25 protein-coding genes are annotated in these 22448 nt (G+C 70.0%); 4 read left to right on the plus strand and 21 right to left on the minus strand.

The features are described from left to right. Positions 1 to 117: 117 nt before the first annotated feature. Genes pdxA through BDK63_RS05070 form a run of 3 tightly spaced genes read right to left on the minus strand, consistent with a single transcriptional unit; the run spans position 118 to position 4306 of the window. Positions 118 to 1167, minus strand: a complete 1050-nt coding sequence (gene pdxA / locus BDK63_RS05060) for a 4-hydroxythreonine-4-phosphate dehydrogenase PdxA (RefSeq protein WP_183330282.1) — start codon at positions 1165 to 1167, stop codon at positions 118 to 120. After that, a complete protein-coding gene (locus BDK63_RS05065) occupies positions 1167 to 1823 on the minus strand; it encodes a SurA N-terminal domain-containing protein (protein ID WP_183330283.1) in 657 nt (218 codons plus the stop codon). The genes pdxA and BDK63_RS05065 overlap by 1 nt, the downstream gene beginning before the upstream one ends. Positions 1824 to 1870: 47 nt before the next feature. Next, complete coding sequence (locus BDK63_RS05070; protein WP_183330284.1) at positions 1871 to 4306, minus strand: LPS-assembly protein LptD; 2436 nt, start codon at positions 4304 to 4306, stop codon at positions 1871 to 1873. Between the two features lie 171 nt (positions 4307 to 4477). On the opposite strand from BDK63_RS05070, the gene BDK63_RS05075 reads away from it, so the two are divergent. The 3 genes from BDK63_RS05075 (at position 4478) to BDK63_RS05085 (ending at position 6775) form a co-directional block, all read left to right on the plus strand. Beyond that, positions 4478 to 5494 (plus strand): aminoglycoside phosphotransferase family protein, encoded by a 1017-nt coding sequence (locus BDK63_RS05075; RefSeq protein ID WP_183330285.1) that lies wholly within the window; start codon positions 4478 to 4480, stop codon positions 5492 to 5494. Further along, positions 5491 to 6165 carry an N-acetylmuramate alpha-1-phosphate uridylyltransferase MurU gene (gene murU, locus BDK63_RS05080; RefSeq protein WP_183330286.1) on the plus strand — a complete coding sequence of 225 codons (675 nt, stop codon included), beginning with the start codon at positions 5491 to 5493 and terminating at the stop codon, positions 6163 to 6165. The genes BDK63_RS05075 and murU overlap by 4 nt, the downstream gene beginning before the upstream one ends. 190 nt (positions 6166 to 6355) lie before the next feature. Then, positions 6356 to 6775 carry an OsmC family protein gene (locus tag BDK63_RS05085; RefSeq protein ID WP_183330287.1) on the plus strand — a complete coding sequence of 140 codons (420 nt, stop codon included), beginning with the start codon at positions 6356 to 6358 and terminating at the stop codon, positions 6773 to 6775. A 74-nt stretch (positions 6776 to 6849) separates the two neighbouring features. On the opposite strand, the gene coq7 is transcribed toward BDK63_RS05085, so the two are convergent. The 6 genes from coq7 to phaR form a co-directional block, all read right to left on the minus strand. Further along, positions 6850 to 7494, minus strand: coding sequence for a 2-polyprenyl-3-methyl-6-methoxy-1,4-benzoquinone monooxygenase (gene coq7 / locus BDK63_RS05090; protein ID WP_183330288.1), 645 nt, complete (start codon positions 7492 to 7494; stop codon positions 6850 to 6852). A gap of 170 nt (positions 7495 to 7664) precedes the next feature. Beyond that, positions 7665 to 8006 carry a histidine triad nucleotide-binding protein gene (locus BDK63_RS05095; RefSeq protein ID WP_183330289.1) on the minus strand — a complete coding sequence of 114 codons (342 nt, stop codon included), beginning with the start codon at positions 8004 to 8006 and terminating at the stop codon, positions 7665 to 7667. 32 nt (positions 8007 to 8038) lie between these two features. Beyond that, entirely contained in the window at positions 8039 to 8911 is an 873-nt protein-coding gene (locus tag BDK63_RS05100) for a phosphoribulokinase (RefSeq protein WP_183330290.1), read from the minus strand. Then, a complete protein-coding gene (locus tag BDK63_RS05105) occupies positions 8911 to 9351 on the minus strand; it encodes an acyl-CoA thioesterase (protein ID WP_183330291.1) in 441 nt (146 codons plus the stop codon). Before BDK63_RS05105 ends, BDK63_RS05100 begins: the two co-directional genes overlap by 1 nt. A 45-nt stretch (positions 9352 to 9396) precedes the next feature. Then, positions 9397 to 10689, minus strand: coding sequence for a phosphoribosylamine--glycine ligase (gene purD, locus BDK63_RS05110; protein WP_183330292.1), 1293 nt, complete (start codon positions 10687 to 10689; stop codon positions 9397 to 9399). Between the two features lie 161 nt (positions 10690 to 10850). Continuing rightward, positions 10851 to 11303 carry a polyhydroxyalkanoate synthesis repressor PhaR gene (gene phaR, locus BDK63_RS05115; RefSeq protein WP_183330293.1) on the minus strand — a complete coding sequence of 151 codons (453 nt, stop codon included), beginning with the start codon at positions 11301 to 11303 and terminating at the stop codon, positions 10851 to 10853. 142 nt (positions 11304 to 11445) lie between these two features. Between phaR and BDK63_RS05120 the strand changes: the two genes are divergently transcribed. Further along, entirely contained in the window at positions 11446 to 12159 is a 714-nt protein-coding gene (locus tag BDK63_RS05120) for a 16S rRNA (uracil(1498)-N(3))-methyltransferase (RefSeq protein WP_183330294.1), read from the plus strand. Positions 12160 to 12185: 26 nt separating this feature from the next. On the opposite strand, the gene rloA3 is transcribed toward BDK63_RS05120, so the two are convergent. The 12 genes from rloA3 to BDK63_RS05180 all read right to left on the minus strand — a co-directional run bounded on the left by rloA3 (position 12186) and on the right by BDK63_RS05180 (position 22389). After that, positions 12186 to 12743, minus strand: a complete 558-nt coding sequence (gene rloA3 / locus BDK63_RS05125; protein ID WP_425485934.1) for a retropepsin-like aspartic peptidase RloA3 — start codon at positions 12741 to 12743, stop codon at positions 12186 to 12188. A 118-nt stretch (positions 12744 to 12861) separates the two neighbouring features. After that, on the minus strand, positions 12862 to 14133 hold the full coding sequence (locus tag BDK63_RS05130) for a lytic murein transglycosylase (protein WP_183330295.1): 1272 nt from the start codon (positions 14131 to 14133) through the stop codon (positions 12862 to 12864). Between the two features lie 196 nt (positions 14134 to 14329). Further along, a complete protein-coding gene (locus BDK63_RS05135) occupies positions 14330 to 14806 on the minus strand; it encodes a DUF3429 domain-containing protein (RefSeq protein WP_183330296.1) in 477 nt (158 codons plus the stop codon). An 11-nt stretch (positions 14807 to 14817) separates the two neighbouring features. Further along, positions 14818 to 16227, minus strand: a complete 1410-nt coding sequence (locus BDK63_RS05140) for a DASH family cryptochrome (RefSeq protein ID WP_183330297.1) — start codon at positions 16225 to 16227, stop codon at positions 14818 to 14820. After that, positions 16224 to 16397 carry a DUF2256 domain-containing protein gene (locus BDK63_RS05145; RefSeq protein ID WP_343065275.1) on the minus strand — a complete coding sequence of 58 codons (174 nt, stop codon included), beginning with the start codon at positions 16395 to 16397 and terminating at the stop codon, positions 16224 to 16226. Before BDK63_RS05145 ends, BDK63_RS05140 begins: the two co-directional genes overlap by 4 nt. 127 nt (positions 16398 to 16524) lie before the next feature. Continuing rightward, positions 16525 to 16929, minus strand: coding sequence for a monovalent cation/H(+) antiporter subunit G (gene mnhG / locus BDK63_RS05150; protein WP_183330299.1), 405 nt, complete (start codon positions 16927 to 16929; stop codon positions 16525 to 16527). Continuing rightward, positions 16922 to 17191, minus strand: a complete 270-nt coding sequence (locus tag BDK63_RS05155) for an MrpF/PhaF family protein (RefSeq protein ID WP_183330300.1) — start codon at positions 17189 to 17191, stop codon at positions 16922 to 16924. The genes mnhG and BDK63_RS05155 overlap by 8 nt, the downstream gene beginning before the upstream one ends. Positions 17192 to 17212: 21 nt before the next feature. Further along, the gene (locus BDK63_RS05160; RefSeq protein WP_183330301.1) at positions 17213 to 17686 is read right to left on the minus strand and encodes a Na+/H+ antiporter subunit E; all 474 of its coding nucleotides are present in this window, start codon (positions 17684 to 17686) and stop codon (positions 17213 to 17215) included. Continuing rightward, positions 17683 to 19257 carry a Na+/H+ antiporter subunit D gene (locus BDK63_RS05165; RefSeq protein WP_183330302.1) on the minus strand — a complete coding sequence of 525 codons (1575 nt, stop codon included), beginning with the start codon at positions 19255 to 19257 and terminating at the stop codon, positions 17683 to 17685. Before BDK63_RS05165 ends, BDK63_RS05160 begins: the two co-directional genes overlap by 4 nt. Next, positions 19254 to 19601, minus strand: a complete 348-nt coding sequence (locus BDK63_RS05170; protein ID WP_183330303.1) for a Na+/H+ antiporter subunit C — start codon at positions 19599 to 19601, stop codon at positions 19254 to 19256. The genes BDK63_RS05165 and BDK63_RS05170 overlap by 4 nt, the downstream gene beginning before the upstream one ends. Before the next feature lie 33 nt (positions 19602 to 19634). Beyond that, positions 19635 to 20066, minus strand: a complete 432-nt coding sequence (locus BDK63_RS05175) for a Na+/H+ antiporter subunit B (protein WP_183330304.1) — start codon at positions 20064 to 20066, stop codon at positions 19635 to 19637. After that, a complete protein-coding gene (locus BDK63_RS05180; protein ID WP_183330305.1) occupies positions 20059 to 22389 on the minus strand; it encodes a putative monovalent cation/H+ antiporter subunit A in 2331 nt (776 codons plus the stop codon). The genes BDK63_RS05175 and BDK63_RS05180 overlap by 8 nt, the downstream gene beginning before the upstream one ends. Positions 22390 to 22448: the final 59 nt, after the last annotated feature.

A 22448-nucleotide genomic window follows, 5' to 3' on the forward strand; every position in this document is an offset into this window, starting at 1 on the left:
GGAAACGGAGCTTTCCCGGCGACAGGCTTATGAGCAGGCGCTGTGAATACTTCCCTGTACGCTACCGATTCCTTCCCTGGAATAGGACCTGCTCTTCAGCCTATCCCCGGCGCTCCTCTAAACTGGCTGCAAACGGCGGGCGGCCATATCGGCGGCCAGGGCCACGGCCACCCGCAGGCTGCCGGGATCGGCGCGGCCGCTGCCGGCCAGGTCCAGGGCGGTGCCGTGGTCCACCGAGGTGCGCGGGAACGGCAGCCCCAGGGTGATATTGGCGGCTTGGCCGAAGCCGGCATACTTGAGCACCGGCAGGCCCTGGTCATGATACATGGCCAGCACCGCGTCGACCCCCTCGAGGTGGCGCGGGGTGAACAGGGTATCCGCGGGAAGCGGGCCGTCAAGCCGCAGGCCCTCGTCGCGCAGGGCCTCCAGCACGGGGAGGATCACGTCGATCTCCTCGCGGCCCAGGTGTCCGCCCTCCCCGGCGTGGGGATTGAGCCCGCACACCGCGATGCGCGGCGCCTCGATGCCGTACCAGCGCACCAGGTCCGCCGCGAGGATGCGCAGCAGGCGCGTCAGCCGCGGGGCGGTGATCGCATCGGCGACCTCGCGCAGCGGCAGGTGGGTGGTGGCCAGGGCCACCCGCAGCGCCGGCGAGCCCACCCAGCCTGGCCGTGTGGCATGCAGGGCGACATCGGTGGCGAGCATCATCACCACCTCCTCCACCCCGCAGGCGTCGCGCAGGTATTCGGTGTGGCCGCTGAAGCCGGCGTAGCCGGCATCGAGGATCACCCCCTTGTGCAGCGGCGCGGTGACCATCCCCGCGGCGTGGCCGGCGCGACAGGCGCTGATCGCCACATCCAGGGTCTCGAGCACGTAGTCGGCATTGGCGACCTCGAGCCTGCCGGGGCGGGCGGGGGCGCGCAGCGACACCGGCCACACCAGCAGCTCACCGGGCCTGGCCGCCGGCACGGGGTCGCCGGGCGAAAGCGGAACCAGGGCCAGGCCGATGCCCAGGGCGGCGGCGCGCTCGGCCAGCAGCCCCGGGTCCCCCACCGCCACCAGGCGACCCGCCGGGCTGCCCTCGGCGGCCAGCCTCACGGCAAGCTCGGGGCCGATGCCGGCGGGCTCGCCGGTGGTCAGCGCCAGGAGGGGGCCGGGGTCGCCCATCAGCGGCCGTCGAGGCGGTTGTCGACGAAGGCCTGGGAGCGGATCTCCTGCAGCCAGGCCTCCAGCTCCTCGTTGGCCTTGCGCTGGAAGAGCGCCTGCTGCGCCTGCTGGCGGCCGACGTTCTCCTGCTCCATGAACCGCTCCACCTCGCGCTCGGAGAGGTTGACGCGGCTGCCCACCCGGCGCTGCTGCAGGTCGCGCAGCACCATCTCGCGGCGGATCTCCTCGCGCACGGCGGACAGCGTCAGGCCGTCGGCCTCCAGGGCGTCGGCAAACTGCTCCAGGGTCATGCCGTTGTTCTCGGCGATGGCGCGCACCTGGCGGTTGAGCTCGGTGTCATCGATGGAGAGCCCGGCCTCGCGGGCCATCTGCAGCTGGATCTCCTCGACGATCATGCGCTCCAGCACCTGCTCGCGCAGGATCCGCTCCGGCGGCAGGTCGATCTGCTGGGCGGTGAGCTGGCTGCGGGCCTGGGCGATGCGCTCGTCCAGTTCGCTCTGCATGATGGCGCCCTGGTTGACCACCGCGACGATGCGATCCAGCGACTGGCGCTCCATGGACTGGAAGCTCTGGGCCTGTCCGGCCAGCGGCAGGCCGCCCAGGCACAGGGCCATCAGCAGGCCGGCTCCCAGCCTGGCGGTACGTCGACTGCGCATTGGGTTGTTTCCTCTCATCGTTCCTCTCTAGCTGGTGGCGACCCGGATCAGAAGGCGGTGGAGCGATAGCCCGGGATGGCCTCCTCGAAATAGCTGTCGGCCTCGCGGCCCACGCCGCCGAGCCCCTTGAACACGAAGCGCAGGAAGATCCCGCGATCGGTGAAGTCATCCGCCACGCGGGCCGTGTCGTTGTCGTCGATCCACTCCCGCCACACCAGCTGCAGACCATAGCAGCAGTCGTTCCACTGCACACCCGCCAGCTGCTCCAGGGCGCGGTCGTTGGTGTTGTCGTAGAGGAAGCGGCCGATGAGGTCGACGCGGTGGCTGGCCTTCCAGGCGAACGACAGGTCGAACTCCTCGCGGTTGAAGTCGCGGAAGTCGTCGTCGCCCGGCTCCACCGAGGGATCGAAGCCTTGGAGCTCCCAGCGGTAGCCAAGGTTCAACGCGTGACCCGCCGGCGAGCGGTAGTGCAGGTCGACACCGGTGCGCTCGGTCTGCTCCAGGTTGTCGTCGTAGAGCCACTGCCAGCGGGCCCGCCAGCGGTCGGTGACCTGCCAGTCGGCGCGGGTCACCAGCGGCGAGCGGTCGCGGGTGGCGCGATACCAGTCCGCGTAGCTGCGCTCGCGGTCCGGCAGGGTGTCGGGATCGCCGTTGATGTCGATGGTGCGGTCGTCGAAGTAGATCGCCTGGCCCACCCCCACCGACAGGCGCTGCCGGCCGCGAGCATCCTCCAGCAGGCGCGACTCCACCCCCAGGGAGAGCCGGTTGAGGTCGCCGACCCGGTCGCTGCCCGAGAAGCGGTGCGGCGACCAGAGCTGGTTCCAGGAGAAGGCGCGCTCGCTGGCGTCGAAGTCGGGGAACTCGGACTGGTCCCGGGCCGGCACGTAGGCATAGTTGACCCGGGGTTCCAGGGTCTGGCGGTAGCCGCGTCCGCCCAGGTCGAGTTCCCGCTCGAAGACCAGGCCGCCATCCACCGAGGCCACCGGTACCTCGCGGGTCAGGGAGGTGTCGCGGTCGGTGTCGCGGTTGCCGTAGTCGAGCTCGTAGGCGGTGGCCAGCCACTCCAGGCGCGGCTCCAGGTGCCCCCAGCTCTCGTCGAAGCGCCAGCCGGTGGCCGGCGACAGATGCAGCCGGGAGCCGGTGGCGGACTCGCGCAGCGGTACGCGGTTCTCGTCCACGTCGCGCCAGAAGTAGGTGTAGTTCGAGCGCCACTGCTGGTAGAAGCCGGTGTCCTGGGCCCAGCGGGCGTCGGCGGAGAGGCTCGGCAGCCGGTAGAAGGGCTTGTCGCGGTCGGCCAGGGGGTCGTCGAGCTTCTGGAAGCCCTGGGCCCGGGCGTCGAGGCGCCAGGTGTCGCCGCGATAGTCGATCTGCGCCAGCCGCGACATGGCCGAGGTGTTCTGCTCGGCGAAGTCGCTGCCGAAGTCGTCGAAGTAGCGACCGTCGCTGGCCGCCCCGTAGCGCAGCCGGTAGCGGCTGCGCGGGTTGAGGGTGCCGGCATGGCGGTAGTCGACATACCAGCGGTCCTCGCCCTCGAAGCGCCGCGCGGCGTCGTTGGGGTTGTCGCTGGAACCGCCGTCGTCGCTGCCCAGGAAGGCCCCCTCGACCTGGCCGGCGCCACTGGGCAGCAGGTAGCGATACTCGCCGCCCAGCAGCAGGCCGCGGTCGGTGATCCAGCGCGGCGTCAGGGTGGCGTCCTGGTTGGGCGCGATGTTCCAGTAGAAGGGCTGAGCGTAGTCCAGGGCGTCGGTGGAGAGGCCCACCGCCGGCCACAGGAAGCCGGTCTGGCGCCGGTCGTCGATGGGAAAGCGCACCCAGGGCCAGTAGAAGACCGGCACCTTCCCGACCTCGAGCCGCGCGTGGCGCGCGGTGCCGAAGCCGCTCTCGCGGTCGAGCACCACGTCGCCGCCCACCAGCCGCCAGAGGTCGTCACCCGGATCACAGGTGGTGAAGCTCGCCGAGGTGAGCCGGTAGCGGCCATCCTCGAGGCGCTGCAGCTGCTGGGCATCGCCGCGCAGGTGGCGGTCATGGATCACGTAGTGGGCGTTGTCGATGCGCGCCGCATCGCTGACCAGGGAGAGCTCGGCGGCCTCGCCGCGCACCAGCAGGTTCTGGTCGCGCAGCGCCAGGGGGCCATCGGCGAAGGCACGCTCCCGGCTGCCCGGCACCCTGACCCGGGGCGCCTCCAGCTGGGCCGTGTCACGCCTCAGGATCACCTCGCCGCCGAGGATGGTCTCGCCGTCCTCGCCGTAGCTGGCGGATTCCGACTCGCTGCCGACACGGCCGCCCTCGGGCGCCGGCAGTCGGTAGTCGGGCATCACGTAGACGCCGCGACACAGGGCATCGGCGGGGCGCTCCGCGCCCCAGGGGCGGAAGTCCAGCCGTTCGCCCGGCAGCGGGTCGGGAGGCGCCGCCGCCAGCGGGGCGCTGGCCAGGCCGCAGGTCGCCAGGCCGGCAAGGGCCGTCCATGAGAGTCGCTTGCCCATGTTCCTCGATGTCCTTGGCGGGGTGAATCGGTATTATACAGGCCGCACCCGACCTGTCCTGCCGGCGGGTGGGCGAGGGGTCGGCGCTGCGCTCAGCATGCGGCGCGCCCCGGCGGCCGTCAACCGACGCGCCATGACGATATCCACCACGACCAGGGAGCCCGCCCCATCATGTCCGATGCCGACCCGTCGCGATTCGACTCGCTCCGCCAGTGGGCCGCCGAGCGCCATGGCCTGCCCCCGGAGGCGGTCGACCTGCGCCTGGCCGCCGGCGACGCCAGCTTCCGCCGCTACTATCGGCTCCACCTGCCGGACGGCAGCACTCGCATGCTGATGGACGCGCCGCCGGCGCGGGAGGACAGCCGTCCGTTCGTGGCCATCGCCCGGGACTGGGCCGCCGCCGGCCTGCCGGTACCGGCACTGCATGCCGTCGATCTGGAGGCCGGCTTCCTGGCCCTCGACGACCTGGGGGATACCCCGCTGCAGGCGCGCCTGGTGGGCGAGGCCGAGACCCTGGCCTGGCACGAGCGTGCCATGGCGCTGATCCACGTGCTGCAGCACCGCACCACGCCGGCCGGGCTGCCAGGCTACGATGCCGCCCTGCTCGCGCGGGAGCTCGACCTCTTCCCCGAATGGTGCCTCGAGGCCTGGCTCGGGATGCCCGCGCCGCCCGGCTGGGAAACGCTGCGCGAGGCGCTGATCGCCTCGGCGCTGGCGCAGCCGGTGGTCACGGTGCACCGCGACTTCGACGCCATGAACCTGATGGTCCAGGGCAGCGAGCTGGCGCTGATCGACTTCCAGGACGCGGTGGCGGGCCCGATCACCTACGACCTCGTCTCGCTGCTGCGCGGGCGCTACTGCCGTTTCGATGTCGGCCGCTTCGCCGCCTGGGTCGAGGCCTTCCGCCGCCGCGCCGTCGAGGAGGGGCGCCTGCCGGTCGGGGTCGAGCCCGCGGCCTTCCTGGCGCAGGCCCAGGCCATGGCCGCCCAGCGCTCGCTCAAGGTGCTGGGAATCTTCTGTCGGCTGACCCTGCGCGACGACAAGGCCGGCTACCTGGCGCGGCTCCCGCACTTTCTCGCCCACCTGGAGGACAGCCTGGCCGGGCTAGACGGCCACCACGCCTTCAAGGCCTGGCTGGCCGAGGCCTTCCGCCCGGCCCTGCGGGAACGCTTGGGAGACAGGCCATGAAGGCGATGATCCTGGCGGCCGGGCTCGGCACCCGCATGCGACCGCTCACCGACCACTGCCCCAAGCCGCTGCTGCCGGTGGCGGGCCGGCCGCTGATCGTCCACCACCTGGCGCACCTTCGGGCGGCGGGCATCCACGAGGTGGTGATCAACGTCAGCTACCGGGCCGAGCAGATCATCGCGGCGCTGGGCGATGGCCGCCAGTACGGCGTGCACATCGCCTGGAGCCGCGAGGAGACGCCGCTGGAGACCGGTGGCGGCATCCGCCAGGCGCTGGCCCTGCTGGGCAAGGCGCCCTTCCTGCTGGTCAATGGCGACGTCTGGTGCGACCTGGACCCGGCCGCCCTGCCCCCGCTGGGCGACGACCTCGCCCGCCTGGTGATGGTCGACAACCCGGCCCACCATGCGCGGGGCGACTTCCACCTGGATGCCGCGGGCCGCGTCCACGCCGAGGGCGAGCCGCGCCTCACCTTCGCCGGCATCAGCCTGCTCGACCCGGCGCTGGTGGCCGACGAGCCGGAGGGTGCCTTCGCCCTGGCACCGCTGCTGCGGCGCGCCATGCAGGATGGCCGCGTGGCCGGCCACCACCACCGTGGCCACTGGGTCGACGTGGGCACCCCGGCGCGTCTCGCCGAGCTCGACCGGCGCCTGCGCCCAAGACATACCTCCTAGAGCGAGAGGCGCCGGGGACAGGTCGGAGAGGGGGTCCGAGGACCAGGGACGGCCGAGGTAGCGTACAAGGAAGTATTAACAGCGCCCCCTCGCAGGCTTGTCGCCGGAACAGCCTTGAGCGATGTGCGGGGCTTGGCAACGACTGCTATGCTGCCGCGATTTGCCGACAATCGAGAAGGAATCCCGAATCATGAAAGCCAGCGTGAAATGGACCGACGGTCGTCAGTTCGTTGCCGAGAGCGGTAGCGGCCACAGCGTGGTGATCGACGGACCACCCGACCACGGCGGCCGCAACACCGGCCCGCGCCCCATGGAGATGCTGCTGATGGGCCTGGGCGCCTGCACCTCCTTCGACGTGCTGGAGATCCTCGAGAAGTCCCGCGCACCGGTCAGCGACTGCGTGGCGAGCCTCGAGGCGGAGCGCGCCGACAGCGTGCCCAGCGTGTTCACGAAGATCCACGTGCACTTCACCGTGACCGGCAAGGGGTTGAAGGAGAAGCAGGTGCAGCGCGCCGTGGAGCTCTCCGCCGAGAAGTACTGCAGCGCCTCGATCATGCTGGTGAAGGGCGGCGTCGACATGACGCACTCCTTCACCATCGTCGAGGAGTAGCGCGGCTGCCCGAAGTCCAGCGGCTGACCTGGCGACAGGTCTGCGAGGGGGCGCTGTGAACCCCTCCCTGGGCGCTACAGACGGTAGACGCTGGTGGTCATCACCTTCGACATCAGCTTCATGCCGAACTTGACCGGCACCGGAAAGCGGGCACCGCCGGCCTCCAGCGCCAGCTGGGCATGGTGGGCCTCGTCGATGGCCATCTGGCGCAGCACCGCCCGGGAGCGCTGGTCGCCCGGCGGCAGCCTGACCAGGTGATCCTCCAGGTGGCGCCCCACCTGCTCCTCGGTGGCGGCCACGAAGCCCAGGCTCACCCGATCCCCCACCGCCCCGGCCACGGCGCCGATGCCGAAGGAGGCTGCGTAGAACAGCGGATTGAGGACGCTGGTGCGGTCATGGAGCTCCTCGAGCCGCTCGTCGCACCAGGCCAGGTGGTCGATCTCCTCCTGCGCCGCCTCCTCCATCTGGCCGCGCACCTCCGGCAGCTTGGCGGTGAGCCCCTGCCCCTGGTAGAGCGCCTGGGCACACACCTCGCCGGTGTGGTTGATGCGCATCAGCCCGGCCGCATGACGGCGCTCCTCCTCGCTCATCGGCGCATCCTGGACATCGGCCGTGGCCGGCGACGGGCGCGAGGCCTGAGCCGCATGGGGCACGAGGCTACGCAGCACGGTGTCGAACTGGTGGATCAGGTTGTCGGTACGGGAGAGATGGCGATTCATGGCGGCCTCGTCGCGTCCAGCTCCGGAAGGGATGGCCCATTGTAGCCGAGGGAGGCAGGTCACCAGAAGCAGCGCCCACAACGCCCGACGCCACCTTGCGGTGGCGTCGGAGGGAACAGCACCCGATGCGTCGAACGCCTGGGCTCGCGCGGTGACCCGCAGTGCGCCGGCTAGCCAGCCGGCCAAGTGAAGCGTCGACCGCCCATCAGGTGCATGTGGATATGATAGACCGTCTGGCCGCCCAGGTCATTGCAGTTCATCACCACCCGATAACCCTCCTCGGCGAAGCCACGCTCCCTGGCCAGCCGGGCGGCGACGTACTGCAGGCGGCCGACCAGCGCCAGGTCACCCTCCTCGAGGTCGTTGAGGGTGGCGATATGGCGCTTGGGGATGATCAGGACATGGGTGGGCGCCTGGGGATTGATATCGTTGAAGGCCAGCACCTCGTCGTCCTCGAAGACGATGTCGCCGGGGATCTCGCGGTTGACGATCTTGCAGAACAGGCAGTCCATGGCATGGCTCCTTCGTTGCGATGGGTGAGCGCTCAGCGGAAGCGTCGCTGGCCCAGCAGGTGGCGTACCAGTGGAGCCAGGATCAGCTCCATGGCCAGCGAGAGCCGCGAGCCCGGCACCACCAGGGTATGGGGGCGGCTCATGAAGGCATCCTGGATCATCGCCAGCAGGTAGGGGAAGTCCACCGTGGCCGGGTCCCGGAAACGGATCACCACGAAGGACTCGGCGTCGGTGGGGATATCCTGCACCTCGAAGGGGTTGGAGGTGTCCACCGTGGGCACCCGCTGGAAGTTGATGTGGGTACGCGAGAACTGCGGCTGGATATAGCGCACGTAGTCATCCATGCGCCCCAGGATGGTGTCGATCACCGCCTCCTGGGAGTGGCCGCGCAGCTTGATGTCGCGGTCGATCTTCTGGATCCACTCCAGGTTCATGGTCGGTGCCACGCCCACCAGCAGGTCCACGTGGCGGGCGATGTCGTGCTCGGCGGTCACCAGGCCGCCATGGAGCCCCTCGTAGAAGAGCAGGTCCGTGCCGTAGGGCAGCGGCTGCCACTCGGTGAAGGTGCCGACCCGGTAGCCGGCCTCGATCATCTGCTTGTCTTCGGCGTGGATGTAGTGGCGATAGGTGCCGCTGCCCTGCTCGCCATACTCGAGGAACAGCGCCTCGAGCTCCTCGAGCAGGTTGGCCTCTACGGCGAAGTGGGAGAGCTCGTCCTTGCGCTCCGGCTCCTCGCGGAAGATCCGCCCGAGCTCCTCGCGGGTATAGCGATGGAAGGCGTCGCCGTCGACAAAGGCGGCATGCACGTCCTCGCGGGCGAACATCCGCTCGAAGGTACGCTTCACCGTGGTGGTCCCGGCCCCGGAGGAGCCGGTCACGGCGATGATCGGATACTCCCGGGACATCAGGCGCCCCCCGCCCGGGCGATGGCCGCCGTCACCGCCTCGGGGACCGACACCGGACGCCCGGCGGCGGGGTCGACGAGCATCACGTTGAGCCGCGCCGTGGCCACCGGCCGGCCGCCCTCGGCATGCCGCACGCGATGGTAGACGCTGATCGCCTTGCTCCCGGGCGCGGGAATCGCGGTCTCCACCACCAGCGCATCGGGCCAGCGCGCCTCGGACTGGTACTGGATGGCCAGGTCCGCCACCACACTGGGGTAGCCGCCCATGTCCCACTCGGTGAGCCCCAGCGCCGCGAAGGCCTGGATGCGCGCCTCGTGGAGCAGCGATACCAGGGTGTCATGCCCCAGGTGGCGCCCGTAGTTCATGTCGGTGACGCGCACCGTCAGCGGGTGGCGGTGGACGATGGCGGCTTCGGGAAACTCCAGCCTGACGCGCTCCATGCTTGCCTCCTGCGTGTTGCTCTTGTTGTGGCTCGAGGCCGGGATTCAGCGCTCGCCGCGCTCGCGTGCGATGGCCCGGTGGGCGATATCATGCCGGTAGAGGACGTCCGGCCAGCGGATCTCGGCCACGCCACGATAGGCCTGGTCGCGGGCGGCGCCCACGCCCTCGCCCAGGGCGGTGACGCACAGCACCCGCCCCCCGGCGGTGACCACCCGGCCGTCCTGCTCGGCGGTTCCGGCATGGAAGACCTTGCAGCCGGTGGCCTCGGCGGCCTCGACGCCCTCGATGGCATCGCCCTTGCGGTAGCGGCCCGGGTAGCCCCCGGCGGCCAGCACCACCCCCACCGCGGCGCGGGGGTCCCACTCGCACGCCTTGCCGGCAAGCGCCCCGGAGGCCCCGGCCAGACAGAGCTCGGCGAGGTCCGAGGTGAGGCGCATCATGATCGGCTGGGTCTCGGGGTCGCCGAAGCGGCAGTTGTACTCGATCACCTTGGGGTTGCCTGCGGCGTCGATCATCAGGCCGGCATAGAGGAAGCCGGTGTAGGGGTGGCCCTCCTCGGCCATCCCGCGCACCGTGGGCAGGATGACCCGCTCCATGACCCGGGCATGGACCTCGTCGGTGACCACCGGCGCCGGCGAGTAGGCGCCCATGCCGCCGGTATTGGGGCCGGTGTCGCCGTCTCCCACCCGCTTGTGGTCCTGGCTGGTGGCCATGGGCAGCACGGTCTCGCCGTCCACCATGACGATGAAGCTCGCCTCCTCGCCCGCCAGGAACTCCTCGATCACCACACGGGCCCCGGCGTCGCCGAAGGCATTGGCCTCGAGCATGTCGCGCACCGCGGCCTCGGCCTCGGCGAGGGTCATGGCCACGATGACCCCCTTGCCGGCCGCCAGGCCGTCGGCCTTGATCACGATGGGCGCCCCCTGCTCGGCGAGGTAGGCGAGGGCCGGGGCCACCTCGGTGAAGGTCCGGTAGTCGGCGGTGGGAATGGCGTGGCGGGCCAGGAAATCCTTGGTGAAGGACTTGGAGCCCTCCAGCTGGGCGGCGCCCGCGGTGGGGCCGAAGATCGAAAGCCCCGCCTCGCGGAAGCGGTCGACCACGCCGAGCACCAGCGGCGCCTCGGGGCCGACGATGGTCAGGTCGATGCCCTCGTCCCGGGCGAAGGCCACCAGGCCGTCGAGATCGTCCACCGCGATGGCGACGTTGGCCAGGCCCGGCTCCCGGGCGGTGCCGGCATTGCCGGGCGCCACGAAGACCCTCGCCACCCGCGGAGACTGGGCGACCTTCCAGGCCAGGGCATGTTCGCGGCCACCGCCGCCGATGATCAACACCTTCATCCGTTACACCTTGTTCTGCAGACCGAAAACGAGCGACGCGGGGCGATGACCGACGGCGATCCCTACCCCGATACCCGATGGCGATCGCCGACGGGCCGCGCGAAATGTCGCGGCATTATGTCAGAAAGCGGCGAGGCCCGCCCTCCTCCCTGCCGGGCGCATCACGGCTTCTCGTCGTCGTCCTTGGTGCCGGCCTGGCCGATGGTCTTCTGCCAGAACTTCATGTTCTCCTCGGCCAGTTCGCGCATCAGCTCCATGGGGGTGTGGCGCATGGCCTGCTGCCACTGGTCCTGCACGCGCTTCTGCTGCTCCAGCATCAGCTGGGTGCCCTGTTCCAGGTAGCGCGCCAGCGGCAGCGGCTGGGCCATGTCATAGACGCGGATGAACTGGGCCAGCAGGTCGTTGGAGAAGACCTCGGCCTCGCCATCGGCCTGCTCCTGCTCGATGATGATCGAGAGCAGGATGGTGCGAGTGAGATCCTCGCCGCTCTTGGCATCCTCGACCCGGAACGGCACCTCGTCGAGGATCAGGCGACGCAGGTCTTCCAGGGTCACATAGCGGCTCTGTTCGGTATCATAGAGCCTGCGGTTGGCATACTTGCGAATCACGCGCACGGCGCTGCTCCTTGTCATGGCGTCCGCGCCGGGACGGGTATCGCGACCGGTGCCGGCACGGCGGCAGGGAAAACCCCTGTCATGATGAGTATTGTGCACCGCGACACCATCCATGCAAGGAAAGCGCAATCAACGAGGCCCCATGAACCTGATTCTGCTCGCTCCGGAGGAGATCACCCACGACCGGCTCGCCCGGGTGCGCGACCCGCGCCGCCTGGCCCACCTGCGCGAGGTGCACCGCGCCCGGCCCGGCGACCGTCTCACCCTCGGCGTGGAAGGCGGCGGCATCGGCCGGGGGGAGCTGCTCTCCCTGGACGAGCACGAGGCCCGCTTCGCCCTGGAGGAGATGGGACAGCCCCCGCCGCCGGCACTGCCGGTCCACCTGGTGCTGGCCCTGCCCCGGCCGCGCATGCTGGCCAGGAGCCTCGAGCATGTGACCGCGCTGGGCGTGAAGCGGATCACCCTGCTGCACACCCGGCGCGTTGAGAAGAGCTACTGGATGTCCCCGGAGCTGGCCCCCCAGAAGATCCGCACCCACCTGGTGCTGGGCCTGGAGCAGGCCCGGGACACGCGGCTGCCCGAGGTCGAGCTGGCGAAGGGCTTCCGGCCCTTCGTCGAGGACCGGCTTCCCGACCTGCTGAAGGGCCGGCGCGGCCTGCTGGCCCACCCCGGCATGCCCCGGGCCTGCCCGCGCGGCATCGAGGACCCCACGCTGCTGCTGGTGGGGCCGGAGGGGGGGTTCATTCCCTGGGAGGTGGAACGACTGCTCGAGGCGGGCTGCGAGGGCATCCACCTGGGGCCACGCATCCTGCGGGTGGAGACCGCGGTCACCGCCCTGCTGTCACGGCTGTTCTGACCCGTCGCCGCCGGGCGCGCCCGGGGCTACTCCTCGTCCGGGTCATGCTCGACCAGCGGGGCGTCCTCGTCGCACTCGGGGCGCTGCAGGAAGGTCTCGCGCACGTCGAGCAGGCCCAGGTGGCTGATGGTGCGTCGCCCCAGCAGCAGCGGGTAGTTCATCTCCTCGCGGTCCCGCAGGCTGAACTGCTCCTCGTAGACGGTATCGCCCATGCAGACCTTCATCAGCACCACCGGCCGCTCGTCGCGGCCACCGGCTCCCCGCACCCGCAGGTCCCGGTAGAGCGGCAGTTCCAGGGTCTGGGAGAAGGCCTCACCGCTGGCGATGTCCTCCAGCTTGAGCCGGAAGCTCACCCACTCCTCGCCGTCGCGCTCGAAGGTCTCGATCTCCCGGGCATCCAGCGACGAGGTCAGCGCCCCGCTGTCGAGCTTGGCCTTCACCGCCACGCCCCAGGGCTCGATGGTGGCCCGCTCCACCCAGCCGAACACCTTGTCGTCGGCACTGGCCTGGGCCATGCCGGCCAGCAGCCCGGCAGCCAGCGCGAGGGGGCGCGCCATCCGGCGCGTCGAGGCAGCGAAGTCCATGGGTGACCTCCTTTGAGGGTCAGGGGAAAAACGCAACAAACGTGCAGATTGACCGCCTGGGAGGCCGGGGGTTCCCCGCCTGGCGCACCGGGCGGCAGGCCCGGCGCGCCGGCCAGCCTCAGCGCTCGAGGCGCTCCAGCAGCCGTACGGTGGCGAAGCCGTCCGGCGTGACGCCGATCGACTCCTGGTAGGCGCGCAGGCCACGACGGGTGTTGGGCCCCAGGATCCCGTCGGGCGTCCCCACGTCGAAGCCGCGGGCATTCAGCGAGCGCTGCATCTCGCGCACCTGGTCACGGCTCAGCGGCTGCTCGTCCCGCGGCCACCCCTGCACGATGCCCTCGCGGCCGGCGATCTCGCTGGCCAGGGTGCCCACGGCCAGGGCGTAGCTGGTGGCATTGTTGTAGCGCAGGATCGCCCGGTAGTTGGGCCCCACCAGGAAGGCGGGCCCGCGGGCACCGGCGGGGGCGATCACCGAGGCCTGGTCGAAGTCGGGCAGCGTCCCTCCCCCGACCGGGCGCACCCCCTGCGCGTGCCACGCGTCGCTGGCGCGGCGAGTCGACAGCTCCGTCTGGGCGTGATCGAACCCCGCCGGCAGCTGCACCTCGACGCCCCAGGGCTGGCCCGGCTGCCAGCCGGCCCGGGCCAGGTAGTTGGCGGTGGAGGCCATGACATCGGGGATGCTGTTCCAGATGTCCCGGCGGCCGTCGCCGTCGCCATCCACGGCGTAGGCCTCGAAGCTCGAGGGGATGAACTGGGTATGCCCCATGGCCCCGGCCCAGGAGCCGATCATGCTGCCCGGGGCGATATCCCCGGCGTCGATGATCCGCAGGGCCGCCAGCAGCTCGCCCCGAGCGAAGTCGCGGCGCCGCCCGTCATAGGCGAGGGTGGCGAGCGCCTCCAGGGTCGAGAAGTCGCCGAAGTTGCCGCCGTAGTTGCTCTCGATGCCCCAGATCGCCACGACCACCTCGGCCGGCACGCCATAGCGCTGCTCCATGCGCCGCGCCGTGTCACGATGCTCGGCCAGCCGCTCGCGACCGGTGGTCACCCGCTGGGCAGAGACGGCGCTGTCGAGGTACTGCCAGATCGGCCTCACGAACTCGGGCTGGGAACGGTCGAGCTCGATCACCCGGGGCCGGTAGCGCACGCCGTCCAGGGCACGGGCCAGGGTCGCCTCGGTGATGCCCTCGGCGCGAGCCTGGCGGCGGAAGCCGTCCAGCCAGGTGGCAAAGTCGGCGGGCGGCTCGGCCTCGCCGCGGGGAGTGGCGGCTGCCTCCTGCACCGGGTCGGCCGAGGCCTCGTCGCGATCGGCGGCAGTGGCCTCGCGGGTCGGGCCGCTCTGGCAGCCGGCGAGCAGGGCCAGCATCAGGGAGGTAGAGAGGATCCGTTTCATGGTGACTGCTGCACTCCTTGGCAAGGGACAGGCCGATCATGTCGCAGTTTTGCCGGCGTCACCAGCCCGATCTCACGCCACGCCAAGCCACCGGATCACCAGCCCGTGACAGGCCGCCGCGCTCAGGGTCGCAGTTTTGCCGGCGTCACCAGCCCGATCTCACGCCACGCCAAGCCACCGGATCACCAGTCCGATGTCACGCCACGCCGAGGCGCCAGATCACCAGGCCGTGGCAGGCCACCACCACCACGGTCAGCAGGGTCCGCAGCGACTGGAACCAGTCCGGCAGCAGCTCGCGGCTCCCCCGCCCGCATTCGTGGAGTCGCACCAGCAGGAAGCCGGCGACCAGCACCCAGGCCCCGGTCAGCGGATGCAGCAGCAGCGCCGGCCAGGCGATCAGGCTGGGCACCATGCTGAGCAGCAGCCGGGCGCGGAAGCCGTCACTGCCGGCCGGCTCCAGGGACATCGCCACGCCCCACTGCACGCCGCCCAGGAAGGAGAGGATCACCGCGCTGTAGGCGAGGAAGGCAGGAATGGCCATGGCCTGCCAGGCCACCGGCGCCAGCCAGGCCGCCGCCGCACCGGCCAGGAACGGCAGCAGGCCGGCGAGGCCCAGGGCCAGGGGCAGCCGGCCATCACCCGGCAGCGGGGAAGACGTCTCGAAGGCGGGCATGTCAGGCTCCCTCATTCGTCGGGTTCTGCGGTCTCGTGGAGCGGCAGCAGACTATCCTGCCAGCGCGCCGGCACCACCAGCGGCAGGGGGAACCGCTCGGGCTCCACCCGCCAGGGCTGGTGGCGCGCCTGCCCCTCGGGCAGTTCGGCCAGCGCCGGCTGCCAGTGGGCCACGTAGTCGCCCCGGGCATCGTACTGCTCGGCCTGGCGGAGCACGTGGAACCAGCGCTCCCGGGTATCGCGGCCGACACCGGCCACGTAGCGCCAGTTGCCCCAGTTGCTGGCCACGTCGAAATCCACCAGGCAGTGCTCGAACCAGGCCGCACCGAGGCGCCAGTCGCCCCCCAGGTCCTTGACCAGGAAGCTGGCCACGTTCTGTCGTGCCCGGTTCGATAGCCACCCGGTGGCCGACAGCTCATGCATGGCGGCATCGATGAAGGGCACGCCGGTCCTGGCGGCTGCCCAGGCGCGAAAGGCCGTTCCCGGCGCCGGCAGCGAACGGGCGCCGAACAGCCCCCTGCCCTCCTGACGCGCCGCCCAGTGGAAGAAGTCACGCCACAGCAGCTCGAAGATGACCCAGTCGCTGGACTCCCCGGCGCCATGCTCGGCCTGCCAGGCGCGCACGGCATCATGCACCTGGCGAGCCGACAGACAGCCCTGGGCGAGCCAGGGCGAGAGCCGGGTGGAGAAGTCGGCTCCCCGCAGGCCGTTGCGGGTCTCCTTGTAGCGGCCCACGGCGCCGGTGTCCCACAGGTAGTGCTCGAGCCGAGCGAGCCCCTCGGCCTCGCCCCCGGCAAAGCGGAAACCGCCGCGCTCGTCGGGGCGCCAGCGCGCCGCCTCGTCGCAGATGTCGCGCAGGGGGGGCAGCCCCCGGGGCGCCTCGTCGGGCCAGTGGGGCAGGGTGACCGGGGCGGCGGACGCCGCCGGGATCGGCACCCGGCCTTCCACCCGCCGGCGGAAGGCCGAGAAGCTCGGGGGCAGTGCCTCGACGGCCATGGGCAGCGCCGCCTCGTCGAACAGCAGCCCCCCCTCCAGCTGCAGCAGCTCGACGCGGTCGCCGAGCCGGCCGGCCAGGGCCACCACCGCCGCGGCCTCGTCGCTGCCCGCGTCGCGACGCACCCGCACCTGGCAGGCGCCGTGCCGCTCGGCGAGGCCGGCAACCACCTCCACCGGGTCTCCCACCCGCACCAGCAGGTCACTGCCGCGGCGCAGCAGCTCCCCGCGCAGGGCGATCAGGCTCTGCCAGAGGAAGGCCAGACGCGCCGGCCCGATGCGCGGCACCTCGAGACCGGGCAGCGGTTCGAGCCAGGCGGGATCGAGCACATAGACACACAGCAGCTGGCGGGGCGGGGTCTCGAACTGCAGCAGCGGATTGTCGGCGAGCCGCAGGTCCTGGCGCAGCCAGGCGATCGCCAGGGTCATGCCGCTGTCCCGGCTTGGCGACGCGCCGCGCGCCGGCAGCGCTCGCTGCAGTAGCGGACCTCCTCCCAGCAGCGCGCCCACTTGCGTCGCCAGGCGAACGGCCTGCGGCAGTGGCGACAGGGCTTGCTGGGCAGGTGAGGCTTGCGGTGCATGGCGGTAACCTCGCTCATTCATGGACAATGAATCGATTATCGTACAATAGATGTACAAGATAAAGCCTCGCATCACTCCATCACCGCTCCCGAAACGCAAGAGGCCACCCGAAGGTGGCCTCTTGCGGACGACGCTGGCAGCGACTCAGGAGGGGTCGCTCTCCTTCGGTTCGCGCCGGGCATTCGCCTCGGTCTCCATCCCGCTCTTGAGCTCGTGGGTCAGCGGGTCATAGTTGGGTCGCAGTTCGTCCTTGACGGTGCCGCTCCACAGCTTGGAGCCGACGAAGTAGCCCGCCCGGCCGATCACGTGCGCCGCCACCGGGGCGGTCATCAGGATGAACACGATGATGGCCAGCGCGCGCGCCACCACATCGACCTCGCCGAAGTGCAGCGCCACCGCCAGCATGATCAGGATCACCCCGAGGGCCGCGGCCTTGGTCGTGGCGTGCATGCGGGTCAGCAGGTCGGGGAGGCGCAGGATGCCCAGGGCAGCCAGCAGCATGAACAGCGCGCCCGAGAGGATGAAGACACCCTTGATAAACTCAATCATCGCGGGGACCTCCACGTTCCAGGAAGCGGGCGAAGCCGATGGCGGCCAGAAAGCCCATCAGGGCGATGACGATGGCGGCATCCAGGAAGCTCGACACATCGGACTGGATGGCGGTGAGCCCCACCAGCCCGACCACGATGCTGGCGAACAGCTCCAGCGCCACCACCCGATCGGGCAGGCTCGGGCCGCGCACCACCCGCACGAAGGCCAGGATCAGGGCGAGGGCCATGAGCACCTGGCTGATCAGGATCACGATCTCCATGTCGGTACCTCGCGGGCAGGCTCAGCGAAACAGTTCCAGGGCACGGTATTCCATTTCCTTGAGGTTGCGGCGCAGCTCCTCCTCGTCATCGAGGAACATGGCGTGGATATAGAGCACCTTGCGGTCGTCCGAGACGTCCAGGCTGAGGGTGCCGGGGGTGAGCGAGATCAGGTTGGCCACCATGGTGATCTCCAGTTCGGTACGGGCGTCCAGCGGCATGGCGATCACCCCGGGCTTCATGTGCCAGGGCGGGGTCAGGATGTCGAAGCCCACCTTGAGGTTGGCCATCAGCAGCTCCTTGATGAAGAAGCCGAGGAAGCCGAGGATTCGCGGAATGCGCGCCGGGTAGCCCTGGAGCGCCTCCACCTGGGGCTCGATCAACACCAGGGTGATGTAGCCGAACACCAGACCCACCGTCAGGTTCAACCCGGTGAAGTCACCGCTCAGCACCACCCAGGCCAGCGCCAGCAGCAGGTTCCAGATGGCTCCGGTCATGGGCTCACCTCCTCGAGCGGCATCTCCAGCAGGGCCTCGGTCACATCGGCCCCCTGCCCCAGCACGGCATCGATGTAGCCCTGGGGGTTCATCAGCTGGTCGCCGATGACGGTCATGATCACCATCAGCGGCTGGGCGAAGACGCCGATCAGCAGCGACATCGCCGCCAGCACCCCGACCGGCAGGGTCATCAGCCACAGGCTCGGCTTGACCATGCGGCTGTCGTCACCCACCAGCACCTCGCGCTCCGGCACCAGGTTGTCCTCCGGCAGCGACTTCCAGAACACCTCGTTCCAGATCTTGACCATGGAGTAGAGCGTCATCAGGCCCACCGCCAGGGCGATGCCGGTGACCACGTAGGCCTCGGCCTCGATGCCGGCGCGCACGATCACGAACTTGGCGAAGAAGCCCGAGAGCGGCGGGATGCCGGCCAGCGAGAAGGCCGAGAGGAAGAAGGCCACGGCGAGCCAGGGGCGCTCCCGGTAGAGCCCGCCCATCTTCTTCAGCTGGTAGGTGCCCTGCAGGCGCCGGGTGATGCCGCTGATCAGGAACAGGTTGGTCTTGACCACGATGTTGTGCATCACCGCGAAGATGCCGCCGGCGATGGCCAGGGGGGTGTAGAGCGCCAGGCCCAGGAGCATGTAGCCGATCTGGCTGACGATATGGAACGACAGGATGCGCCGGAACTCGAACTGGGCCGCCGCCCCCAGGACCCCGGTGACCATGGTCAGCGCCGCCCCCCAGATCAGCAGGTCCTGGGTGTAGTCCAGGGTCTCGTCGAACATCAGGGTGAAGACCCGGAACAGCGCATAGACCCCGACCTTGGTCAGCAGGCCGGCGAACAGCGCCGATACCGCCACCGGCGGGGTGTGGTAGGAGGCCGGCAGCCAGAAGAACAGCGGGAAGGCCGCCGCCTTGATGCCGAAGGCCACCATGAACATCACCGCCAGCACCTCGACCATGCCGCGGTGCTCCGCCTCGTGCAGGCGCAGGGCGATATCGGCCATGTTGAGGGTGCCGACCATGCCGTAGAGCAGGCCGACGGCGGTGAGGAAGATCACCGAGGCCAGCAGGTTGAGGGTGACGTACTTGATGGCCCCCTCCATCTGCGCCTTCTCGCCGCCGAGGATCAGCAGCGCGAAGCTGGCCACCAGCATCACCTCGAACCACACGTAGAGGTTGAAGATGTCGCCGGTGAGAAAGGCCCCGGCGACACCCGCCAGCAGCAGGTGCATCAGCGGGTAGAAGCCGAACTTCTCGTGGTCCGGCCCGGTGGACGCCAGCGAGTAGACCGACAGCACCAGCCCGATCAGCGCGGTCAGCACGACCATCACCGCGCTGAGCATGTCGGCCACCAGGGTGATGCCGTAGGGGGCCTCCCAGCCGCCCATCTGGATGGTCACGTAGCCCTCCTGGCGGACCGAGGCGAACAGCCACAGGGCGATCACCAGCAGCGCCAGGTTGCCCGCCACCGCGGTGAAGCGCTGCATCGGCCGGGAGCGCCAGAAGAGCAGCGAGATGGCACCCGACAGCAGCGGGAGGAGGACGGGAAGTGCGACTTCGGGCCTCACGTGTCGGTATCCTTCATCTTGTCCAGGTCATCGGCCTTGACGATCTCGTAGGCCCGGCGGATCAGCACCACGGCGAAGGCCAGTACGCCGAAGGCGATCACGATGGCGGTCAGCACCACCGCCTGGGGCAAGGGGTCGGCCACCACGCCGGGCGGGGCCAGCATGCCCTCGGGGATCAGCGGCGGGGCGCCACGGGTCATGCCCGCCGAGGTGAAGATCAGCAGGTTGGCGGCGTTCGACAGCAGCATCAGGCCGATCACCAGCTTGACGATCGAGCGGCGCAGCATGAGGAAGATCGCCGCGGCGTAGAGCAGGCCGATGGCCACGGCCATCAAGGGTTCCATAGGGCGTCTCCTGTCAGGGGGCGCGGGGCGGTCTCAGGGCTCATCCTTGTCCACCTCCATCAGCGTCATCACCATGGTCACCACCGAGCCCAGCACGGCCAGGTAGACCCCGATGTCGAAGATCAGCGGCGTCGAGGCCTTGAAGTCGATGCCCGGAATGGTCCACCACTGCGCGGTCAGGAAGGGCTCGCCGACGAACCAGGCGGGCACCACCGAGATCATGCCCAGCAGCAGCCCCATGCCGACCAGGTCCCGCGGGTCGACCATGCGCAGCACCTCCTTGGTGGCGCTGACCCCGAAGGCGAACAGGTAGAGGGTGAAGGCCCCCGCCGCCACCAGGCCGGCGATGAAGCCGCCGCCGGGCTCGTCGTGGCCACGCAGCAGCAGGAAGATCGAGAACAGCAGCTGCAGCGGCATCAGCAGCCGCGCCGCGGTATTGAGGATGATGGTGCCGGACTTAACCATCGGCGGTCTCCTTGGCCGGTGCGGGCTTCTTGGGCTTCTCCGGGGCGCGCAGCTTGAGCATGGCGAAGACCCCGATGGCGGCCAGGGCCAGCACGAAGATCTCGCCCAGGGTATCCAGCGAGCGATAGTCGACCAGGATCACGTTGACGATGTTGCGGCCGTGGGCCAGCGGCGCACTGTTGTCGATCATGTAGCCGGAGATCGGGGCAAACTGGTCGATGCTCCAGGAGGTGAGGATCAGCAGCGTGATCAGCCCGCCCATGCTGCCGGCCACGGCCACGTCACGCACCCGCTCCAGCGGGGTCGAGAGGCTGGAGAACCTGGGCAGCCGGAACAGCACCAGCACCAGCAGGATCACCGTCAGCGTCTCCACCAGCAGCTGGGTGATGCCGAGGTCGGGGGCGCTGAACAGGATGAAGGTCAGGGCGATGGAGAAGCCCATGATGCCCACCGACACCACGGCCCCCAGCCGCGAGCGGGCGATCGTCGCGAACAGCGCCCCCATCACCATCATCCCCACCACGATCGCCTCGTGGAACTGCACGTCCAGCCGGAAGGCAAACTGGGGGGCGTGGCGCAGCAGCAGTGAATTGCCCACCAGGGCGATCAGGGTGACGACCATCACCAGGATGTAGTTGCGCATGTAGCCGTTCTGCAGCACGCGGGTCTGCCACTCGGAGACCACCACCACGCCATCCATGAAGGCGTCGTAGCCCGCCTCCGGTCCCCGGGCGATGAGCGGATCGAGGCGGGCAAGGCGCGCGCGCACCCGGTCCCAGCGCCTGAACAGCAGGTAGCCCAGCGCCAGGCTCACCAGCGACATCAGAAGCGGCAGGTTGATGCCGTGCCACAGCGACAGCTTGACCGCCACCGGCGCCCCCACCACGGCACTGGCCGCGGCCGCGAGCAGCCCGCTGCCGGCCAGCACCGGCACCAGGCCCAGCAGCAGCGAGAGCAGCGCCAGCACCGCCGGCCCCAGCAACATGGAGGCCGGCGCCTCGTGGGCCACCCGCGGCGTCTGGCGACGCTGCCCGAAGAAGGGCCGCAGGGCCACGATGGCCGCCACGGCGATGGTCAGGATCGCGGCGGCGAAGGCCAGCAGCACGACCAGCGGCCGCCAGGCGCTTGCCTCGAGCACCGACTCGAACATCAGCTCCTTGCCGATGAAGCCGAACAGCGGCGGCACCCCGGCCAGCGACAGCGCGGCGATCATCGCCACCCCGGCGGTCACCGGCATCAGCACCCGCAGCCCCCCCATGGCGGTGACGTCCTTGGTCCCGGTCTCGTGGTCGAGGATGCCGGCCACCATGAACAGGGCGCCCTTGTAGAGCGAGTGCGCCAGCAGGAAGGTGACGAAGGCGATCAGCGCCCCCTCGGTGCCGATGCCCAACAGCATGGTCAGGGTGCCCAGCGCCATCACCGTGGAGTAGGCCAGCAGCTTCTTGATGTTGGTATGGCGGATCGCCAGGAAGGCGCCGGTGAACATGGTCAGCGCCCCCACCACCGACAGCGTCACCGTCCACATCTCGGTCCCGCCCAGGCTCGGCTGCAGGCGGGCCAGCAGGTAGATGCCCGCCTTGACCATGGTCGCCGAGTGCAGGTAGGCCGATACCGGGGTGGGCGCGGCCATGGCATTGGGCAGCCAGAAGTGGAAGGGAAACTGGGCCGACTTGGTGAAGGCCCCGAGCAGCAGGCAGATCAGCAGCGGCGTGTAGAGGTCGTGCTCGCGCAGGACGTCGTCCATGGCGTTGAGCTCGGCGAGCGACCAGCTGCCACCGGCGATACCCAGCATCACCAGGCCGGCCATCAGCGCCAGGCCCCCCGCCACGGTGACGAAGAGCCCCTGCCGGGCCGACTTCCGGGCCTCCAGGTCGGCATGGTTGAAGCCGATCAGCAGGTAGGAGGTGATGCTGGTCAGCTCCCAGAAGACGAACAGGGTGATCAGGTCATCGGCCAGCACCAGGCCCAGCATCGACACCATGAAGGCGAGGATCGCCACGTGGAAGCGCACCAGGTCCGGGTGGCCCTTGAGGTAGCCGCCGGCATAGATCAGTACGAAGGTACCGATCACCGTGACCAGCAGGGCAAAGAGCAGCGACAGGCCGTCGACCACGAAGGTCAGGCTCATGCCCAGCGCCGGCACCCAGTCGAGCACCAGGGTGATCACCTCGCCGCCCATCACGGCGGGAAGCTGGCCGAAGAACCACAGCGCCAGCAGCGCCGGGTAGGCGGCCAGCACGAAGCTGGTCCGATCGCCGAACCAGCGATGGAAGAGGGGCGCGGAGGCGGCCAGCGCGAACCCCGACAGCACGGCGAGTTGCATCACACGAAGCTCTCCTGGTCTGGATCGTCCACGAGGGGACTGAGGACGTCTCGGCGGGA

It is taken from the genome of Halomonas campaniensis (assembly GCF_014193375.1).
Lineage (GTDB): Bacteria > Pseudomonadota > Gammaproteobacteria > Pseudomonadales > Halomonadaceae > Halomonas > Halomonas campaniensis.